Origin of the sequence: Chryseobacterium sp. SIMBA_028, from assembly GCF_046535285.1 — a bacterium.
In the GTDB taxonomy this organism is placed as follows: Bacteria; Bacteroidota; Bacteroidia; order Flavobacteriales; family Weeksellaceae; genus Chryseobacterium.
On the sequence record NZ_JAWRWZ010000537.1, the window covers coordinates 1 to 256 of the forward strand.

General features: G+C 39.5%; 1 pseudogene. It reads left to right on the plus strand.

Features of this window, described 5'->3' with window-relative positions:
* Positions 1 to 256 (plus strand): annotated as a pseudogene (locus tag SCA31_RS24410) (hypothetical protein); the annotation flags it as partial.

Below are 256 nucleotides of genomic sequence, written 5' to 3' on the forward strand. Positions count from 1 at the left end.
TTCTAATACCGGGTTTATTCCTTTCCCAAAAAACGGTTTCCGAGGATTACAAAAAAATCCCCGAAATCCTCGACAACACTGAATTCCTCTACCCTTTCATCAAACCTGATACAAAATATCAATATTGGTCGGTTCTTCGCAACATTCAAGATCCTGATCCTGATAAATCCATCATTTACGAAAGTCAAATGCCAGACTTTATGACGCTCAATGATCCAGCACCGGAAAAAGGTTTCTTTCAGCAATGCACAACAAG